The organism is Devosia neptuniae (genome assembly GCF_025452235.1).
Classification (GTDB): domain Bacteria; phylum Pseudomonadota; class Alphaproteobacteria; order Rhizobiales; family Devosiaceae; genus Devosia.
The window spans coordinates 1,562,068-1,579,444 of record NZ_CP104965.1 but is presented as its reverse complement, the minus strand read 5'-3'; the positions used below and the strand labels follow the sequence as shown (position 1 = coordinate 1,579,444).

Genomic DNA, 17,377 nt, shown 5'->3' with positions numbered 1-17,377 from the left:
CCCGGCCTCACAAAAAGATCAAAGCCAATATCGCCAGCACCGCCGGCACGGTCTGCACCAGTAGAATTTTCGGCCCCACGCTCACCGCGCCATAAAGCCCGGCCACCGCCACGCAGGCCAAAAAGAACAGCTGGATCTGCCAGCCGAAACCCGGCTCGGGCTGCAACAGCCCCCAGATCAGTCCCGCGGCCAGGAAGCCGTTATACAGCCCCTGATTGGCCGCGAGCACCTTGGTCTGCTCCGCAAATTCCGCCGTGCTGCCAAAGGCCTTGCGACCCTGCGGCTTGGTCCACAAGAACATTTCGAGCACGAGAATGTAGATATGGATCAGCGCCACCAGCGCAACGAGTATGGGAGCGATAAAACTCATTTGGTTTTGCTTTTGCCCGTCGAGCCGGCAGAAGGCGGCATGCCGGTCCCGCCCGCATCCCAATAATCCTGCAAGGCACGCCACTCTATATAGGCAGCCTCCTGGTCCGGCAGGGGATCGCGCGAGCCGCCCAGTTCCACCAGCCGCTGCAGGATCGGCTCCACATTCGGGCCCTCGATTTCGCAAGTGCCCGCTTCGTCCAGCGCATTGAAGGCCGGGGTCTCGTAGGTCTCGACATATTCGTCGGTGGTCAGCCCCATCTGATGGCTCAGAATGTCGGCGGAATCGGTCAGCAGCGACCAATCCTCTTCGCTCACCTCATAGCCCACGCAATTGGACGAGACGATATTGGCCAGCACGACCTGATGCAGAAATTCCTCTGCCTCCGTGCCGGTAATGCCCGATAGATCGGGCAATTGCACATAGATCTTGCCATCGGCCAGCGCCGGCGTCGCCGCCAGCATCCCCGCAAGGCTCGCCCCGATCAGAAACCGCTTCATCAAACTCAAGCTCCTCAAATCCCTCAGGCCGCCAATTCCCGGCGCGCCCATGCACAGTTTTGCCATGCCGATTGCGACCCAAACAAGGCGGGTTCTCAGCTGGGCTGACCGCCGATGGACTGCACCGCTTTAGCCCCTGCCGCGATAGCCTTGCCCATCGCGCGCCCGGTGTCATCTCCCGCCAGCAGCGCCGCCACGAACCCGGCCGCAAAGGCGTCCCCCGCCCCCGTCGAATCCACCATTTCCACGACCCGCGCCGGCAGCGTCAGTTCCACCCCATTGCGCCCGCCCAGCGCCGCGCCATGCCGCCCGCGTTTGAGCACCACCCGCTGGTAATGCGCACCCAGCGCCACCACGCAGGCTTCGAACCCCCTCGCCCCGCACAGCGCCGCGGCCTCATCCTCATTGGCAAACAGCCAATCAGCGCCACGGGTCCACTCGATAAACCGCTCGACGCCCACCTCCGCCAGAAACCCCTCCGAGGCCGGATCGATCGCCACCGCAATCCCCCGCGCCTTGGCCTCTGCCAACAGGCCCTGCACCGCCAGCCGCGGCCGCTCGGCAAAAAAGCTGTAGCCCGACACCATGACCATGCCGATCCCGTCCAGCAGCGTGGCCGGCAGGTCATCAGAGGACAGATTGAGATTGGCCCCCCGGTCGGTGAGGAAACTGCGCTCCCCATCCGGATCGACCATGGTCACCAATACGCCCGAGGGCAGATCGGCATCCCCCGCCAGCACCGGCGTAACGCCCCGTCCCCGGAAATAATCCTCAAGCCGGGCAAGATCATCGGCACCCACCCGCGCGGCAAACACCACATCGGCGCCCATGGCGCCCAGCCACACCGCCTGATTGGCCCCCGACCCGCCGGGGCGATGGCGCACCGTGGCGCGCCTGTCGCTGCCTTTGACAAGGGGCCCCTCGGGCACCACGATGATATCGGTCATCACATCCCCGACGACGAGGACTTTTGCACTCATGCGCGGCGCAGGCCCGGCTGGGGAACTTCACGCGCTGCCAGCGCCACCGCGATCTGCGCCGCGACCTTGGCATTGTTCTCGACCAGCGCAATATTGGCCACCAGCGACTTGCCCTCGGTCAATTCGAAAATGCGCTTGAGCAGGAATGGCGTCAGCTCCTTGCGGCTCACGCCCTCGGCCTCGGCGCCGCGAATGGCCTCGGCAATCCGCGCCTCGATCGAGGCCGCATCGAGCTCATCGGCCTCGGGGATCGGATTGGCGATCAACACGCCGCCCATGCCCAGATCGGTCTGCATGCCGACCACCTTGGCAATGTCCCCGACATTGTCGAAACGGTGATCCACCTTGTGCCCGCTCTTGCGCGCCCAGAAGGCGGGGAATTCATCCGTGCCATAGCCGATCACCGGCACGCCATTGGTCTCGAGCACTTCGAGCGTCTTGGCGATATCGAGGATCGACTTGGCCCCCGCGCAGATGACCGCCACCGGCGTGCGGCTCAATTCCTCAAGATCAGCCGAAATATCGAACGTGTCCTCGGCGCCGCGATGCACCCCGCCAATGCCGCCGGTGGCAAACACATGAATGCCCGCCAGCGCCGCAATCTGCATCGTGGTGGCCACCGTCGTGCCGGCAATCGCGCCCTTGACGAGGAGCGAAGATACATCGCGCCGGCTCGCCTTGGCGGCCTTGCCGCCTTCCAGCGCCAGCCGCTCCAGGTCTTCCCCCGAAACACCCACGCAGAACCGCCCGTCCATGATGGCAATGGTGGCCGGCACCGCGCCATGCGCCCGCACCACCGCTTCCACATTCTTGGCCATTTCCAGGTTCTGCGGATAGGGCATGCCATGGGTGATGATGGTGGATTCCAGCGCCACCACGGCCTTGCCGGCCTTGAGCGCGGCCTTCACGTCTGCACTGATGGAAAGATAAGCCTTGGCGCTCATGAGCGGCCTCCGTACTGCGTCGATCTGCGCCGCCTGCGGGCGCCTGTTGCCCGGGGTTGTGCGCCGCCAGACGCCGGGGCGTCAACCCCCGGCAAAACAACGCGGAAAGACGGGGCAAAACCGCTTGTCGCTCCTGTAATTTGGCTCTAGGTTGCCCTCATAAATCCAGCGGGAAAGGGCACTTCGCTGCAGACGATCATTGTTGATTGCGCCTCTGGCGCCGATCGATACGCGCCCCGCTCCGGGCCCAGCACAGCCAAGTCCGCCAGCGCTTTTCAGCGCTCTTTCCGCATATATGCCGTTCCGTTTTCCGCTTGCGCATCGGGGTCTCCCAGATGACCCCGCGCAGCCACACGCCCCAGGCGTGACAAAAAGCTTGCCGCGCCTTGGGCATGGCAAAACCAGAACAGACCAAAAACCAAAAATACAGGAGCTCACCGCAGATGAACAAGACGCTCGCACTTGCCTTGGGGGCACTCATGGTGGCCTCCCCGGCCCTGGCCCAGGAAGAAGCCGTTCTCAACGTCTACAATTGGTCCGACTATATTGCCGAAGACACCATCGCCAATTTCGAGGCCGAAACCGGCATCAAGGTGAATTACGACGTCTACGACAATAACGAGATCGTCGACGCCAAGCTGCTGGCCGGCAATTCGGGCTACGACATCGTGGTGCCCTCGGGCAATTTCCTCGAGCGCCAGATCCAGGCCGGCCTGATCCTTGAGCTCGACAAATCCAAGCTGCCTAACCTCAGCAATCTCGATCCTGCGGTGATGACGACTGCCGCCGAGCAGGACCCCGACAATGCCCATGCCGTGCCCTATATGATCAACACGATCGGCTATGGCTACAATGTCGCCAAGGTCACCGAAATTCTGGGCGCCGACGCCCCGACCGACAGCTGGGACCTGATCTTCAAGCCCGAATATGCCGAAAAGCTGGCCGCCTGTGGCATCAGCCTGCTCGATAGCCCGTCCGAAGTCACCGGCATCGCGCTCAATTATCTGGGCCTCGACCCCAATTCGGAAAGCGCAGACGACCTGGCCAAGGCCGAAGCGCTGCTGACCAGCATCAAGCCCTATATCCGCTACTTCCACTCGTCCCAGTATATTGACGATCTGGGCAATGGCGAAACCTGCGTGGCCCTGGGCTATTCGGGCGATATCTTCCAGTCGATCGATGCCGGCGCCAATGCCGCAACGCCCGTCGAAGTCCGCTACGTCATCCCCAAGGAAGGCGCCGCGACCCTGTTCGACTTCCTCGCCATCCCGGCTGACGCGCCGCACCCGGATAACGCCCACAAGTTCATCAATTACATTCTTGAACCCCAGGTCGTGGCAGCGATCACCAATTACGTTTTCTATGCCAATCCGAACCTCAAGGCGACCGAGTTCGTCAACGACGACGTCAAGAACAATCCCGGCATCTACCCGCCGGCCGAAACCATCGCCAAAGCCTTCGTCATGAAGGCGCATACGCCTGAATTCGAAGAAACCTTGACCCGCACCTGGACCCGCATCAAAACCGGCCAGTAACACCAAGGGGCGGCACCAGCCGCCCCTTCCAACTTTGACCCACCAATAGCCCTCATGGTGAGCCTGTCGAACCACGAGGGCGTGGCACCATCCAGTCACGACCTCGTCCTTCGACGGGCTCAGGATGAGGTCTACTGATAGGATTGCTAGGGACCGACATGGCTAAAAAGCCCCAATTGGCTATCGACACGCGTCCGTGGCGCGACCCCAGCGCAAAACCCTTCGTGCGCATCAAGAACGTCACCAAGAAATTCGGCGACGTTGCCGCCGTTTCCGACGTCTCGCTCGATATCTACAAATCCGAACTCTTCTGCCTGCTCGGCGGTTCGGGCTCGGGCAAGTCCACTCTGCTGCGCATGCTGGCCGGCTTTGAGGAGCCCACTTCGGGCACCATCGAAATCGACGGCCAGGATATGACCGGGGTCGCCCCCTACAATCGCCCCATCAATATGATGTTCCAGTCCTATGCGCTGTTCCCGCATATGAATGTCGAGCAAAACATCGCCTATGGCCTCAAGCGCGATCATCTGCCTCCTGCCGAAATCGCCGACCGCGTCGCCGAGCTGCTGACCTTGGTCAAGCTGCAGGACTATGGCAAGCGCAAGCCGCACCAGCTTTCGGGCGGCCAGCGCCAGCGCGTCGCCCTCGCCCGCGCCCTTGCCAAGCGACCAAAACTTTTGCTGCTCGACGAACCGCTCGGCGCGCTCGACAAGAAGCTGCGCGAGGAAACCCAGTTCGAGCTGGTCAAGATCCAGGAAACCCTCGGCGTTACCTTCATCGTGGTCACTCACGATCAGGAAGAGGCGATGAGCCTCGCCACCCGCATCGGGGTGATGAACCAGGGCGAAATCGCCATGATCGGCGAGCCCACCGACATTTATGAATTCCCCAATTCCAAATTCGTCGCCGGCTTCATCGGCTCGGTCAATATGGTGGAAGGCGTCGTCACCGAAGACGAACCCGGCCATGTGCGCATCCGCTCGGCCGAATTGGGCTGCGATATCTATGTGGGCCACGGCGTCGATTGCGCCCCCGACCAGATTCTATGGTGGGCCATCCGCCCCGAAAAGGTCCATCTCAGTCGCGAAAAACCCGACGCGCCCTTCGATGCCAATGTCACCAAGGGCATGGTCGAGGAAATCGGCTATCTAGGCGATATGAGCGTCTACCAGATCCTGCTTGAAAGCGGCAAACGCCTGCGTGTCACCCAGACCAACACCGTCCGCGGCAATCCCGATTCCATCACCTGGGACGAGACTGTCTACCTCACCTGGGGCGACAGCTCCGGCTCGGTGCTGACGGTATGAGCAGCGCAGCAAAGACGGCTTCCTTCACCTCTCCCTTCGGGGGAGAGGTCGGCGTGCAGCGCCGGGTGAGGGGGCCTTCCCCTCGCGCCGGGTCAGGAAAAGGCCCCCTCACCCGACCAAAGGCGGTCGACCTCTCCCCCTGGGGGAGAGGTGAAGAGGAGCACACCCATGTCTAGCTTCGACACCGATTCCCCGCCGCCACCGCGCCGCCGGCCCTGGACCCTGTTCGAGCGCGGCCTCAAAGCCATTGGCCTCTCCGGTCGCGCGCTGGTCATTGCCGCGCCCGCCATCTGGCTCACCGTGTTCTTCCTCGTGCCGCTGCTGGTCGTGTTCGGTATTTCGCTCTCGGTCAAGCAATTCGGCCGCCCGCCCTATACGCCCCTGCTCACCACCGACGAAGGCACGGTGCAACTCACGCTGCACCTCTCCAATTACCTGCGCCTCTTCACCGACAATCTCTATGTCGCGGCCTATCTCAGCTCGATCAAGATCGCCTTCATCTCGACGGTCATTACCCTCTTGATCGGCTACCCCATGGCCTATGCCATTGCCCGCGCGCCCGATCGCTGGCGCAATATCCTGCTCATGCTGGTCATCCTGCCGTTCTGGACCTCGTTCCTGCTGCGCGTCTACGCGCTGACCGGCTTCATGCGCGGCAATGGCGTGATCAACAATTTCCTCGGCCTGTTCGGCATCCCGCCTGTGGTGATGATGCAGACCGATTTCGCCGTCTATGTCGGCATCGTCTACACCTATTTGCCCTTCATGATCCTGCCGCTCTATACCAATTTGGTGAAGCTCGACGGCGCCCTGCTCGAGGCTTCGGCGGATCTGGGCGCGCGCCCCGTCCGCACCTTCTTGTCCATCACCCTGCCTCTCTCCATGCCCGGCATTATTGCCGGCTCCATGCTGGTCTTCATCCCCGCCATCGGCGAATTCGTCATCCCTTCGCTATTGGGCGGACCCAGCACGTTGATGATCGGCCGGGTGCTGTGGGACGAGTTCTTTGCCAATACCAATTGGCCCCGCGCGGCAGCCGTCGCCATCGCCATGCTGGTTGTGGTCGTCATCCCCATCATGCTGCTGCAAAAGGCGCAGGATGCGGTGCAAGACAATGAGAGGAACAAGTAATGCGTCGCGGCTGGTTCCTGCCCATCACGGCAACGCTCGGCTTTGCCTTCCTCTATGCGCCCATCATGTCGCTGGTCGTCTTCTCGTTCAACGAAAGCAAGCTCGTCACCGTCTGGGGCGGCTTCTCCACTAAATGGTATGGCGAGCTGTTTGCCGATCCGCAAATGCTCGGCGCCGCATGGCTGAGCCTGCAGATCGCCTTTTTCAGCGCCTCCATCGCCCTGGTATTGGGCACGCTGGCCGCCGTCGCCCTCGTGCGCTTCCGCAAATTCCGTGGCCGCACCGTGCTGGCCGGCACCGTCTCGGCGCCCCTGGTCATGCCCGACGTGATCACGGGCCTCGCGCTCCTGCTGCTCTTTGTGGCCATGGAAGGCACTTTGGGCTGGCCCGCCGGACGCGGCATCGTCACCATCATCATCGCCCATTCCACCTTCTGCATGGCCTATGTCTGCGTCGTGGTGCAGTCCCGTCTGGCCGATTTCGATCTCAGCCTTGAAGAAGCCGCTATGGATCTGGGCGCCACCCCGCTCCGGGTGTTCTTCGACATTACCCTGCCCATCATTGCCCCGGCTCTGGTTTCGGGCTGGCTGCTGGCCTTCACCCTCTCGCTCGACGATCTGGTCATTGCCAGCTTCGTTTCCGGCCCCGGCTCCTCCACCCTGCCCATGGTGATCTTCAGTAAGGTGAAGCTGGGCGTCTCGCCGGACGTGAATGCTTTGGCCACCATCATCATTGGCATCGTCGCCCTGGGCGTCTTCGCCGCCACCCTGTTGCAATTGCGCGCCCGCCCCAAAAAGGCGCGGGCGTAACGGCCAAAACCGCTTCGCTGCGACAAATTGTGATCGACTGGACAGATCGAAAAAATCTGTCATGCTGGCATCATGTTCAACCAACGTGAAGGAGGTGATCCAGTGTCGATTGAGATTAAGGTTCTCGAAGCAGGTCTTGGATTTTCGGTGCAAGCTACGGAGGTAAGCCTCGGCTAGCACAATCCTTCAAGGCACTTGGGGCCTATATACTCAGGAAGGGCCGTCCGTTTCGGGCGGCCCTTTTTATTGCCGACTTGACGGAGCGGCCCAAGCCATTGATACCGCTGGCAAGATAATTTCGAGGCTTCCATGACCACGGCCAATTTCGTCCTGACCCTGTCCTGCGCCGATCGCCCCGGCATCGTCGCCGCCGTCACCACCGAGCTGGCCGCGCTTAATGCCAATATCGCCGAATCCAATCAGTTCTGGGATCGCGAAACCGACCGCTTCTTCATGCGCCTGGCTTTCACCGCCCCCCAAGGCGTCACCAGCCAGACCATCGAACGCGCGCTCAAATCCCCCATCGAGCGCTTCTCGATGAAGACCGCCCTGGTCGACGAAGCCCGCAAGAAGCGCATCGTCATCATGGTCAGCAAATTCGATCACACCCTGCGCCACCTGCTCTACCAGATTCAGGTCGGCTGGCTCGACGCCGAAGTCGCCGCCATTGTCTCCAATCACGACACGACCCAAAAGCTGGCCGAGGCGGAAAATATCCCCTTCCACCTGCTGCCCGTCACCGCCGCCACCAAGGCGAGCCAGGAAGAGCAAGTGCTTGGCGTGATCAAGCAATCGGGCGCCGATCTCGTCGTCCTCGCGCGCTATATGCAGGTGCTGTCGGACAATCTATCCACCCGCCTGTTCGGTCAGGTGATCAATATCCATCATTCGTTCCTGCCCAGCTTCAAGGGCGCCAAGCCCTATCACCAGGCCCATGAGCGCGGCGTCAAAATCATCGGCGCCACCGCCCATTACGTGACGCCCGACCTCGACGAAGGCCCGATCATCGAGCAGGAAACCGCCCGCGTCACCCACGCCATGAGCCCCGACGATCTCGTCGCCGCCGGCCGCGACATCGAAAGCCGCGTCCTCGCCCGCGCCGTCAAACTGCATCTGGAAAACCGGGTCATGCTGAACGGCAAGAAGACCGTGGTGTTTGGGTAATCCTTACCTGACACCCAAAACCACAGTCGTCCCCCTCCCCCTCGTGAGCGATTTGAGCGAGGAGGCCATGAGAGCTACGCTCGAATGGCATCAGGGATGCGGGATAACGAATTAGCCGTAAACCACCATCGCCCAACAACCACCGTCTCCCTCGGGCTTGACCCGAGGGCCATTATCGGCCCGGCACAAGCCACGAGAGACCCTCGGGTCAAGCCCGAGGGAGCATCGTGGGTGGGGCAGTTGAGGGAACACGCCGGGCAATGAGCCCCTCATTCAAACCGGCAAATCCTCCAGCCGCAGCGAATCCGCCAGCGTCGTCTCATCCAGCACGGCGCGCGTCGCCAACGTCACCCGCTCAAACACATGGCGGATTTCGCAACTTGCCTCGTCCCGGCAATCCTCGCATTTGCGATAGGCGATCTTGGACAGGCACGGCAGCGGCGCAATCGGCCCATCGATCAGCCGCAACACCTCGCCAAACCGGATCTCCTCGGGCGCCCGCAGCAGCTCATAGCCCCCGGTCCGCCCGCGCCGGCTGGCCACATAGCCCGCCCGCTTGAGCTCCAAAAGAATCTGCTCCAGAAACTTCTTGGGGATCGCCTGGGCCTTGGAGATTTCGCCAATCATCATGGTTTCGCCCCGCCCCGCCCGGGCCAGCGACACCAAGGCCCGCAAGGCATATTTGGCTTTCTGCGAAATCATCGTCCCAACTGCCCCCGGCGCGTGATCACCGCACTCTGCCAATCCTGACCTATGCGCGCAATCATGCCCAAAGCAAACACCTAGCCCTTGGGTTCCGGCGTCACGGGCGGCACGATTCCAGTCTTTTCCGGCTCGTCGGCTGCATCGGCCTCGTCGGCAACCTCAACAGCTTCGGCCTCGTCAGCCTCGGCGTCAGCATCCTCGGCATCCTGTTCCTCTGGATCACTTGCCTCTGCGTCGGCAACAGCCCCATCCGACCCATCGAGATCAGCGACAGCCTCCTCCACCTCGGCCTGCTCGTCGGCTACTTCGGCCTCTGCCTCTTCCACCTCGGTAGTCACATCCGCATCGGCCTCCGAAGCTTCCACCTCAGGCGCCACCACACTCACCGGCAGCACAATCTCATCGATCGCCGCCGGCGCCTCGCCAACGGCTGGCGTGCTCGCTACGCTTTCCAGATCCGCCGCCGGAATATCAGCCTCGTCGCTATCCTGCTCCCGCTCAGGCGGCGGCAAAATGATGACATCGGCAGCAGGAATGGCCTCGGCCTCGTCAACCGCTTCCGGCTCCGGCGCCTCCGCTACAACAGGCGCATCCACCACCTCGACCGGCACCGCCTCGGTCGCCACAATGACAGCAGCAGGCGTCGCTACAGCCTTGGCCAACAGGTTCTCGACCGGCGGCAATTTGGGCTCCACCGGTTCCGGCTCGGGCACAACGCTTGTCGGAACATCCTCGCTCCGCTCGCCGCGCAGCCAGGCCAACATGCCAATGCCAATTTCGCGCTCGCCACGAATGACGATATCGGCGCCCAGCCCGCGCAGATGCACGTCTTCCTCTTCGGAATAGGCCCGCGTGATGATGCGAATACCCGGATTGAGCTTGCGCCCGGATTCGCAGACCGTGCCGGCCTCAAAGCCATTGGAAATGGCAATCAACAGCGTCTTGGCGGCTTCAAGATTGGCCAGCTTCAGCACGGCGGAACTCGCCGCGTTGCCGAACACCACTTCCAGCCCCGCCGCCCGCGCCGCCGCCACGTCATGGTCGGAATCCTCGATCACCACTACGGGCGATCCAGCAGCCTTGAGCCCCTCGGCCACCACGCGCCCAACCTGCCCATAGCCCACCAGCACCGTATGATCGATCTGGTTGGAGGCATCAGGCACATCGTCATCAGCGCCCGGCGCGCCACGATCGACGGCAGCTTCACCCGGCGCATCGCTGGTGATCGGCCCCTCGGCCGCATCCACGCGATCGGTCGGTTCGATGCGCACGCCATCGCGTTCCATCTGCTCGGCCTTGCGCTGCAACACCCGCGCTTCCAGCCGCGGCCGCACCAGATCGACCGCCCAGAACACCAGCGGATTGAGCACAATGGAAATCAGTGCCCCGGCCAGGATCAAATCCTGCCCTTCCGGCGGCAAAATGGCCAGCGACACGCCCATGCTGGCCAGGATGAACGAGAATTCGCCGATCTGCGCCAGCGAGGCCGAAATGGTCAGCGCCGTGGCCATCGGCCGGCGGAACAGCAACACGATGCCGAACGCCGCCAGCGACTTGCCGATGATGATGATGAATACCGTCGCCAGCACCGGCAGCGGATTGGTGATGATGATCGAGGGGTCGAACAGCATGCCGACCGACACGAAAAACAGCACGGCAAAAGCGTCGCGCAGCGGCAGGGTTTCCTGCGCCGCCCGGTGGCTGAGTTCGCTTTCGGAAAGGATCATGCCGGCAAAAAACGCCCCCAGCGCCAGCGACACGCCGAACAACACGGCCGAGCCCAAAGCCACGCCCAGCGCAATCGCCAGCACGGCCAGCCGGAACAATTCGCGGCTGCCGGTATGGGCCGTGGCATGCAGCGCCCAGGGAATGAGCCTGCGGCCCACGATCAGCATGAAGCCCACGAAAGCGGCGACCTTGATGACGGTCAGCCCCAGCACGCCCCAGATGCCGACCGAGCCACCGATAATGCGCTCGACAAAGGACACGAAGGGATCATGCACGCCACTATCGGCGCCGTTCAGGCTCGCAATAGCCGGGATCAGCACCAGCGCCAGCACCATGGCGAGGTCTTCCACGATCAACCAGCCAACCGCGATGCGGCCGCGCTCGGTCTCGATCAGCCGCCGATCCTGCAAAGCCTTGAGCAACACCACGGTGGAGGCCACCGATAGCGCCAGCCCGAACAACAGCCCCGCGCCAATGCCCCAGCCCAACAGCGTCGCCAACCCCAGGCCCAATAGTGTCGCCAGCGCGATCTGCGCCAGCGCCCCGGGAATGGCCAGCGCCCGCACGCTCATCAAATCCTTGAGCGAAAAGTGCAGACCCACCCCGAACATCAGGAGGATCACCCCCAGTTCGGCCAGCTCCGCCCCCAGCGCCTGATCAGCCACGAAACCGGGTGTATTGGGGCCCACCAGCACGCCGGCAAACAGATACCCCACCAGCGGCGGCAGTCGGAAGCGGTTGGCAATCATGCCGAAAATGAATGCAAGTACGAGACCCGCAACGATCGTGGTGATCAGGGGGGTATCGTGATGCATTCAGCGCCTCCGCAGGTCTTGTGAGCTATCGCGAAATCTCTATCGCGAAGATGGGGTATCCACGCAGCATGTGCAAGCGGGCCATGGGCCCAAAATTCATCAGCAATTGGACGAACTTGGACGAAAGACTTCACACTGGCCAATGCAGTGGGCTAAGTTTGGCTTTGTTATGGCGCATTGGCGCCACGCGAGGGACCATGCCGGACACTGCGCTACCGCCTGTGCTGCAAGCCTTCCACGCCGCCATTAATGCGGGCGACACCGACGCCTTCATTGCCCTCTTCCCTGCCGATGGCACGGTGGAGGATTGGGGTCGGCGCTTTTCCGGCCACCAGGCCATCCTGAATTGGAGCGCCAAGGAACTGATCGGCGCCAAGGGCACGCTGAGCTATGGCGAGGTGATCGAGCGCGCGCCCAACCGCATCTCGCTCAATACCCACTGGGCCAGCTCCTTCTTCACCGGCGACAGCGTCTTCACCTTCGTGCTAGGGGACGATCAGATCCGCGAACTCAAGATCAGCGCCGGTTGAACGGAACCAGGCTGCTATCATCGGGTTGTCGCAACAAGGCGGTAGATCGCCCGCAACGGGGTGAGCCATGAAATTTTCCGTCGGATGCGACATCGGCTACGAGATCATCGAGCCGGCGACCCTGATTTTCAACATCGAGGCCATTGCTGGCGGCCGCCAGCGCATCCTGGGCGAAACGCTGACTATCACGCCCAACCTGCCGGCCGATGAAAAGACCGCCACCGAAACTGGCAATCGCTATCTGCGCCTCACCGCCCAGCCGGGCCAGCTGCGCCTGCGCTACACCGCCGAGATCGAGCTCGATGCCCTGCACAACCCGCCGGGCATGATCGAGGAAGTGCCCGTCGCCCGCCTGCCGCTTGATACCCTGCCCTATCTCAATCCATCCCGCTATTGCCCCTCTGACCAATTGGCCCGCTTTGCCAATCGCCAGTTCGGCGGCATTGCGCCCGGCTTTGGCCGGGTCACCGAGATTTGCAACTGGATCAATGCCGAGGTCGATTATCTCAGCGGCACCAGCGATACCACGACCACCGCCGCCGATACCTTTGCCCTGCGGGCTGGCGTCTGCCGCGACTTCGCCCATCTGGGCATCACCTTCTGCCGCGCCCTGGGCATTCCGGCGCGTTTCGTCTCCTGTTACGCCTGGCAATTGCACCCGCAGGATTTCCACGCCGTATTCGAAGCCTATCTGGGCGATCGCTGGTATCTGTTCGACGCCACCCGCATGGCCGCGCTCGACGGCATGGTCCGCATCGGCTGCGGCCGCGACGCCGCCGACACCGCCTTCGCCACCATTTACGGCGCCGTCAATCCGCTCCCCATCGAAGTCTGGAGCAATGCCGATGGCAACACGGCGGAGGAATGGACTACGGACGCAGTCAGCGTCGCGCGCAGCTAGTTCTAGGCACTAGGCACCCAATATCGAGAGCCCGAATCAGCCTCCCTCCCCCTTGTGGGGAGGGATTGAGGGTGGGGGTGCTGAGTTTTCCATCGGCATAGAGCTTTTGGTAGCTTCAGACCCCCCACCCTAACCCTCCCCACAAGGGGGAGGGAACCGGATCGGGACTCCCAATCTGAAGGGCTATCTCTAACCCATAGAATCCTGCGGCGATGTCACCCGCTCGACAATGACCTCGACATCCATGCCCAGATAATCATCCTTGCGGCCGATAAACGTGCCGGCAATCGGAATCGCCTGCTGCGGCTCCCGCGCCACCCCGACCCGGATCAGGTCGCGCGTGCCGATAATGCCATTGGTCGGGTCGAACTCCACCCATCCCGCGCCCGGCAGATAAATCTGGCACCAGGCATGCGTCGCCCCACCGCCACGATGATCGCCATCGCGCGCCGGGGAATAGAGATACCCCGTTACAAACCGCGCCGCAAAGCCCAGCGAGCGCGCCGCCTCGATCATCAGCAACGCAAAATCCCGGCACGTGCCCTGGCGTTTCGATAGTGTCACAGCCGGGCGCTGCGTGCCCGGATCGGGCCGGCGGAGATATTTGAAACTCTCCTTGATCGAATAGGTCATGGTCATCAGCAGATGCCCGGTATCGGTCTTGCCCTGTCCGCTGACAAAGCGCCGCGCCCAGGCATCGACCTCCCCCTCATCGGGATATTGCCGCCGCATATTGGGCGCCAGATCGATGCTGTCCACAGCGCCATAATCGAACGGATAGGTCTTGGCCCGCACCTCGATCTCGAAATTGGGCGTCAGCTCGGGCGTATGATCGAGCACCATGCCGGCCACGATCCGCAATTGCTCGGCGGGCTCGGCAAACTCGGCAATCGCGATGCCATTGCCGAACACGTCATGAATCCAGCGGATCGCCGAGGGCTCCGGGAATATCTTGAGGCTGAACGAATCCAGCGTCTGTTCCATGCTGTCGCGCGGCCGCACCAGCATGCGATGCTCGCCGAACCGCACCGGCCGGACATAGCGATAGACCGTCTCGTGCCGCACCGTGAGCAGCGTCACGAGACGACCGTGATCTTTTCGGCGGCGCGGGTAATCCCGGTATAGAGCCAGCGCGCCCGCTCTTCGCGGAACACGAAGCTCTCGTCGAACAGATAGACATTGTCCCATTGGCTGCCCTGCGCCTTGTGCACGGTCAGGCAATAGCCAAAGGTGAACTCGTCATATTGCCGCCGCTCGGGCCAGCTCATGGCGTCTTCCTCCCCCGAGAAAAACGCCTTGTGGGTCAAAACCTTGGCTTCGCCCTTGCCTTCATCGGCCCCCAGCAGCAGCGAATATTTGCCATTGGCCTTGCGGCTGACATCGGTGACGATCCAGATCTGCCCATTGAGCAGGCGCTTGCGCGCGTTGTTGCGCAGGCACACCATGCGGTCGCCCACTACCGGCTCGTGAAACGGCAGGCCGCGCAGCTCGCGCAACCGATCATTATATTGCAGGCGCGTCTTGTTGCGCCCCACCAGCACCTGATCGGCCTCCAGCACCGCATCGCGATCGACATCCTCACGGGCGACCACTAGAGATTCCCCATAGCGCCCGCGCTCGATATAGCCGCCCTCGCGCACCTGCATGGAGAGCGCAATGATCGGATTATCCGCCGCCTGGCGATGGATTTCGGTCAGCATGATATCGGGCTCGTCGGCGGTGAAAAAACCCGCGCCCTGCACCGGCGGCAGTTGGAACGGATCGCCCAGCACCAAAACCTTGGTGCCAAACGAGAGCAGGTCCCGCCCCAATTGCTCATCCACCATGGAAACTTCGTCGATGACGATCAGATCGGCATCGGCCGCGGGGGATTCGTCGTCCAGCACGAAACGCGGCTCGCCTTCCTTCTCGCTGACCAGCGTATAGATCAGGCTATGAATGGTCTGGGCGCCCTTGCAGCCGCGCTTGCGCATGACCAGAGCCGCCTTGCCGGTAAAGGCTGCATATTTGACGCTCTTGACGTCCTGCGCCAGATGCACGGCCAGCGTCGATTTGCCCGTGCCGGCCCAGCCGAACAGGCGGAACACCTGCGGGCCGTCGCGGTCCTTGAGCCAATTGGACACCGCGACCAGCGCCGCATCCTGCTGGGGCGACCAGACCGGCATCAGACGATGCTGGTCCGTACATGGCCCACGCCCTCGATGGCGCCTTCCAGCACATCGCCCTTGACCACCGCGCCAACGCCCGAAGGCGTGCCGGTCATGATCAGGTCGCCGGGCTTCAGTGTCACAAAGCCGCTGAGATAGGCAATGGCTTCGCTGACATTCCAGATCTGCTCGGCAAGATCGCCCTCCTGGCGCACCACACCATTGACCGACAGCGTGATGGCGCCCTTGTCGGGATGCCCGATTTCGCTGGCCGGCTCGATCGTGCCGATGGGCGCCGAATGATCGAACGCCTTGGCCATTTCCCACGGCCGACCGCTCTTTTTGGCAATGGCCTGGATATCGCGCCGCGTCATGTCGAGCCCGGCAGCATAACCATAGACATGGGCCAGCGCCTGCTCCACCGGAATGTCCGCGCCTTCCTTGCCGATGGCCACGACCAGCTCGATCTCGTGGTGAAAATCGTCGGTCTGCGGCGGATAGGGAATCGCCGCCCCACCCACCACGACGGCATCAGCGGGCTTGGCGAAAAAGAACGGCGGCTCGCGCTCGTCATTGCCCATTTCGCGGATGTGCTCGACGTAATTGCGGCCCACGCAATAGATGCGCCGCACGGCAAACAGCCCGCCCCGGGCGATGGGAATGGTCACGGGCGCATAAGGCTCAAACAGGAAATCAGCCACGTTTGAAATCTTCCACATAGGTTGAGAGCAGGTCCTGGTCGGCCGGACCAAGCCGGTCATTGGCCGTAAACGTCTGGTGCCAATAGGGATAGAGCAGCGGCGGCCGGCTGACCGCATCGAGTTTCTGCCGTTCTTCGGCACTGAGCTTCAAATCAGCGGCCGCCAGATTATCCTTGAACTGGGCTTCGCTGCGCCCGCCAATGATCACCGAGGTCACCCCCGGCCGCCCCAGCGCCCAGGCCAAAGCCACCTGCGCGCCGGACACGCCGCGCTCCTCGGCAATGGCCACGATCACATCGACAATATCATAAAGCTTGTCCCAATCGGGCACCGGCGGCTCACGCGAGCCCCCGACATGGCGGCCACTCTCCGGCCCGCCATCCCGACGATATTTGCCACTCAGCAGGCCCCCAGCCAGTGGCGACCAGATCAGAATGCCCAGCCCTTGGTCCTGGCTGATCGGCACCAGTTCATATTCAGCTTCGCGCGAATGCAGCGTGTAGTGGATTTGCTGGGAGATGAAGCGCTGGCCGTGATTTTTGTCGGCCGCCGCCAGCGCCTTCGTGATGTGCCAGCCCGAATAATTCGAGCAGCCTATATAGCGCACCTTACCCTGTTTCACGAGCGTATCGAGCGCTTCCATCGTCTCTTCGATGGGCGTCATCCCGTCCCATTCATGCACCTGGTAAAGATCGATCACATCGGTCTTGAGCCGTTTCAGGCTCGCCTCGGCCTGCGCCACGATATGGTGCCGGCTCAGCCCCACATCATTGGGCCCATCGCCCATGCGGAAGCGCACCTTGGTGGCGATCAAAGCCTTTTGGCGGCGGCCGTTTTCGCTGAGCGCCACCCCGATCATCTCCTCGGAGACCCCGGCATTATAGACATTGGCGGTGTCGAGCAGGTTGATGCCGTGATCAAGGCACAGATCGATCTGCCGCGTCGCCTCAGCCTGTGGCGTACGCCCCACCTTTTCCGAGCCGCCAAAGGTCATCGTGCCCATGGTGAGCGTCGAGACCTTGAGACCTGAGCGGCCGAGATAGCGATAATCCATGATCACCCTCCTGCGGAAACGTCCGTAAGGGCTAGAGTGCAATCAGAGTCGGGTCA

General features: G+C 62.4%; 16 protein-coding genes and 1 pseudogene. 7 read left to right on the top strand and 10 right to left on the bottom strand.

What is annotated here, in order from left to right:
- Positions 1–7: 7 nt before the first annotated feature.
- From N8A98_RS10545 to N8A98_RS10530, 4 genes are all read right to left on the bottom strand, one after another.
- The gene (locus N8A98_RS10545) at positions 8–370 is read right to left on the bottom strand and encodes a DUF1304 domain-containing protein (protein ID WP_262171209.1); all 363 of its coding nucleotides are present in this window, start codon (positions 368–370) and stop codon (positions 8–10) included.
- Positions 367–870 (bottom strand): hypothetical protein, encoded by a 504-nt coding sequence (locus N8A98_RS10540; RefSeq protein ID WP_262171208.1) that lies wholly within the window; start codon positions 868–870, stop codon positions 367–369. Before N8A98_RS10540 ends, N8A98_RS10545 begins: the two co-directional genes overlap by 4 nt.
- Positions 871–965: 95 nt before the next feature.
- Complete coding sequence (locus N8A98_RS10535; protein ID WP_262171206.1) at positions 966–1,850, bottom strand: carbohydrate kinase family protein; 885 nt, start codon at positions 1,848–1,850, stop codon at positions 966–968.
- Positions 1,847–2,794 (bottom strand): pseudouridine-5'-phosphate glycosidase, encoded by a 948-nt coding sequence (locus N8A98_RS10530; protein WP_113119939.1) that lies wholly within the window; start codon positions 2,792–2,794, stop codon positions 1,847–1,849. The genes N8A98_RS10535 and N8A98_RS10530 overlap by 4 nt, the downstream gene beginning before the upstream one ends.
- A gap of 443 nt (positions 2,795–3,237) precedes the next feature.
- On the opposite strand from N8A98_RS10530, the gene N8A98_RS10525 reads away from it, so the two are divergent.
- The 5 genes from N8A98_RS10525 to purU all read left to right on the top strand — a co-directional run bounded on the left by N8A98_RS10525 (position 3,238) and on the right by purU (position 8,740).
- A complete protein-coding gene (locus tag N8A98_RS10525; protein ID WP_262171205.1) occupies positions 3,238–4,329 on the top strand; it encodes a polyamine ABC transporter substrate-binding protein in 1,092 nt (363 codons plus the stop codon).
- A gap of 158 nt (positions 4,330–4,487) precedes the next feature.
- Positions 4,488–5,636, top strand: a complete 1,149-nt coding sequence (locus tag N8A98_RS10520) for an ABC transporter ATP-binding protein (protein WP_262171203.1) — start codon at positions 4,488–4,490, stop codon at positions 5,634–5,636.
- A gap of 168 nt (positions 5,637–5,804) precedes the next feature.
- Positions 5,805–6,767, top strand: coding sequence for an ABC transporter permease subunit (locus N8A98_RS10515; RefSeq protein WP_262171201.1), 963 nt, complete (start codon positions 5,805–5,807; stop codon positions 6,765–6,767).
- Positions 6,767–7,576: an ABC transporter permease subunit gene (locus N8A98_RS10510; protein WP_262171199.1), complete on the top strand. Its 810-nt coding sequence runs from the start codon at positions 6,767–6,769 to the stop codon at positions 7,574–7,576. Before N8A98_RS10515 ends, N8A98_RS10510 begins: the two co-directional genes overlap by 1 nt.
- Before the next feature lie 309 nt (positions 7,577–7,885).
- Positions 7,886–8,740, top strand: coding sequence for a formyltetrahydrofolate deformylase (gene purU / locus N8A98_RS10505; RefSeq protein ID WP_262171198.1), 855 nt, complete (start codon positions 7,886–7,888; stop codon positions 8,738–8,740).
- A gap of 273 nt (positions 8,741–9,013) precedes the next feature.
- Here the strand turns inward: purU and N8A98_RS10500 are convergent, their stop codons facing one another.
- A complete protein-coding gene (locus N8A98_RS10500) occupies positions 9,014–9,442 on the bottom strand; it encodes an RrF2 family transcriptional regulator (RefSeq protein ID WP_035097167.1) in 429 nt (142 codons plus the stop codon).
- 761 nt (positions 9,443–10,203) lie between these two features.
- Positions 10,204–11,988, bottom strand: a pseudogene (locus N8A98_RS10495) (cation:proton antiporter domain-containing protein); the annotation flags it as partial.
- A 197-nt stretch (positions 11,989–12,185) separates the two neighbouring features.
- On the opposite strand from N8A98_RS10495, the gene N8A98_RS10490 reads away from it, so the two are divergent.
- Positions 12,186–12,518: a nuclear transport factor 2-like protein gene (locus N8A98_RS10490; RefSeq protein ID WP_113119946.1), complete on the top strand. Its 333-nt coding sequence runs from the start codon at positions 12,186–12,188 to the stop codon at positions 12,516–12,518.
- Positions 12,519–12,585: 67 nt separating this feature from the next.
- Positions 12,586–13,419 (top strand): transglutaminase-like domain-containing protein, encoded by an 834-nt coding sequence (locus N8A98_RS10485; protein WP_262171196.1) that lies wholly within the window; start codon positions 12,586–12,588, stop codon positions 13,417–13,419.
- A 189-nt stretch (positions 13,420–13,608) separates the two neighbouring features.
- On the opposite strand, the gene N8A98_RS10480 is transcribed toward N8A98_RS10485, so the two are convergent.
- Genes N8A98_RS10480 through N8A98_RS10465 form a run of 4 tightly spaced genes read right to left on the bottom strand, consistent with a single transcriptional unit; the run spans position 13,609 to position 17,321 of the window.
- Positions 13,609–14,499 carry a transglutaminase family protein gene (locus tag N8A98_RS10480; RefSeq protein ID WP_262171194.1) on the bottom strand — a complete coding sequence of 297 codons (891 nt, stop codon included), beginning with the start codon at positions 14,497–14,499 and terminating at the stop codon, positions 13,609–13,611.
- Positions 14,496–15,584 carry an ATP-dependent DNA helicase gene (locus tag N8A98_RS10475; RefSeq protein WP_262171192.1) on the bottom strand — a complete coding sequence of 363 codons (1,089 nt, stop codon included), beginning with the start codon at positions 15,582–15,584 and terminating at the stop codon, positions 14,496–14,498. Before N8A98_RS10475 ends, N8A98_RS10480 begins: the two co-directional genes overlap by 4 nt.
- A complete protein-coding gene (locus N8A98_RS10470; protein ID WP_262171191.1) occupies positions 15,584–16,267 on the bottom strand; it encodes a fumarylacetoacetate hydrolase family protein in 684 nt (227 codons plus the stop codon). Before N8A98_RS10470 ends, N8A98_RS10475 begins: the two co-directional genes overlap by 1 nt.
- Complete coding sequence (locus N8A98_RS10465; RefSeq protein WP_262171189.1) at positions 16,260–17,321, bottom strand: aldo/keto reductase; 1,062 nt, start codon at positions 17,319–17,321, stop codon at positions 16,260–16,262. Before N8A98_RS10465 ends, N8A98_RS10470 begins: the two co-directional genes overlap by 8 nt.
- Positions 17,322–17,377: the final 56 nt, after the last annotated feature.